The sequence below is a fragment of the Streptomyces sp. YGL11-2 genome, from assembly GCF_050054615.1.
In the GTDB taxonomy this organism is placed as follows: domain Bacteria; phylum Actinomycetota; class Actinomycetes; order Streptomycetales; family Streptomycetaceae; genus Streptomyces.
The window spans coordinates 1-1323 of sequence record NZ_JBNHIN010000150.1 but is presented as its reverse complement, the minus strand read 5'-3'; the positions used below and the strand labels follow the sequence as shown (position 1 = coordinate 1323).

Annotated in this window: 2 protein-coding genes; both read right to left on the bottom strand. The window is 67.2% G+C overall.

Going from position 1 to position 1323, the window contains the following annotated elements; translation table 11 throughout:
* Positions 1 to 31: 31 nt before the first annotated feature.
* Entirely contained in the window at positions 32 to 949 is a 918-nt protein-coding gene (locus tag ACO1BR_RS44080; RefSeq protein WP_426800747.1) for an IS3 family transposase, read from the bottom strand.
* The gene (locus ACO1BR_RS44075; RefSeq protein WP_426800746.1) at positions 946 to 1254 is read right to left on the bottom strand and encodes a transposase; all 309 of its coding nucleotides are present in this window, start codon (positions 1252 to 1254) and stop codon (positions 946 to 948) included. Before ACO1BR_RS44075 ends, ACO1BR_RS44080 begins: the two co-directional genes overlap by 4 nt.
* Positions 1255 to 1323: the final 69 nt, after the last annotated feature.

The following is a 1323-nucleotide window of genomic DNA, read 5'->3' as shown; positions in this document are numbered from 1 at the left end:
TGAGCTTCCCCCGGCGTGCGGGAGGTGTTGATCAGCTGGTCAGAGAGGGTTGACGGGTGTTCAGGTTCGTCGGTTCGGCCGTCGCCTGCCTGGTGTAGTACTTCTCCTCGAACTCGATCGGGCTGAGCCAGCCGAGCCGTTCCTGGATGCGCCGGCTGTTATAGAAGCCGTCGATGTACTCGAAGAGTGCGAGGTTCGCTTCGGCGCGCGTCGAGAAAACGCGGCCGCGCAGGCCCTCGGTCTTGACGATCATCCACAGGTTCTCCGCGAGGGCGTTATCGTAGGAGTCTCCGACCGAGCCCATGGACCCATCAATTCCCGCTCGCATCAAGCGGGTTGTGAGCTTGATGGACGTATATTGACAGCCGTGGTCGGCGTGATGAATGAGCCGTCCGGGCTCGATCTCGCGGGAGGCGAGGGCGTACTCCAGCGTGGTCAGCACCAGGTCGGCGTCCGCGCGGGCGGAGGTCTCCCAGGCCACCACGCGCCGGGAGAAGGCGTCGCGGATCGCGGAGAGCCACAACGGTCCCTCGCCGGTCGAGACCATGGTGAGATCGGTGACCCACAGCCGGTTCGGCGCCTTGGCGGTGAAGTCGCGGTTGACCAGGTCCGGGGCCAGGGTGGCCTTCGGGTCCCGGCGCGTGAAGCCCTTCCGCCGCGGGCTCACACCCGCCAGACCGTCCTCGCGCATCAGCCTTTCGACCCGCTTGCGCCCGACATTGACGCCTTCGCGTTTCAGGACGGCGTGCACGCGCGGTGAGCCGTAGATCCCGCCGGAGTCGGCGTGGATCTCACGGATCTGCTCGGTCAGCTCGGCGTCCCGGCGCAGTCGTTCGCACGGTTCGCGCTCGGTGCGGCGCCACCGGTAGTACGTGGAGGAAGGGATGTGCAGTTCCCGCAGGACGCACTCGACTCCCAGGCGGGGGTGCTCGTCGATGAGCGCCGTCACCTGGGCCGGGTCGGGTCGAGTTGCGCCGCGAAAAACGCCGAGGCCGTCCGCAGCACGTCGTTGGCCCGCTTGAGCTGGACGTTCTCCTTGTGCAGGGCCACCAGCTCGGCCCGCTCGTCGGTGGTCAGCCGGTCGTCACGCTCGCCGGCGTCCGCCTCGGCCTGGCGGATCCAGCCGCGCAGGGCCTCGGGATGCACCCCGAGATCGGCGGCCAGCCTCTTGATCTGCGGCTTCGGATCCGCAGTGCGATACATCCGCACCGCACGCTCACGCAACTCCAGCGAGTACTTCCTGGGTGCAGCCATGGTCACTGGTCCTCTCATGAGTCCCATCTGACCCGCTGTCAACTCCTTCCGCATCTCGGGGGAAGCTCA

Excerpts from the sequence above, each read along its gene's own strand:
- ACO1BR_RS44075 (WP_426800746.1), bottom strand. The coding sequence starts at position 1,254 with ATGGCTGCACCCAGGAAGTACTCGCTGGAGTTGCGTGAGCGTGCGGTG.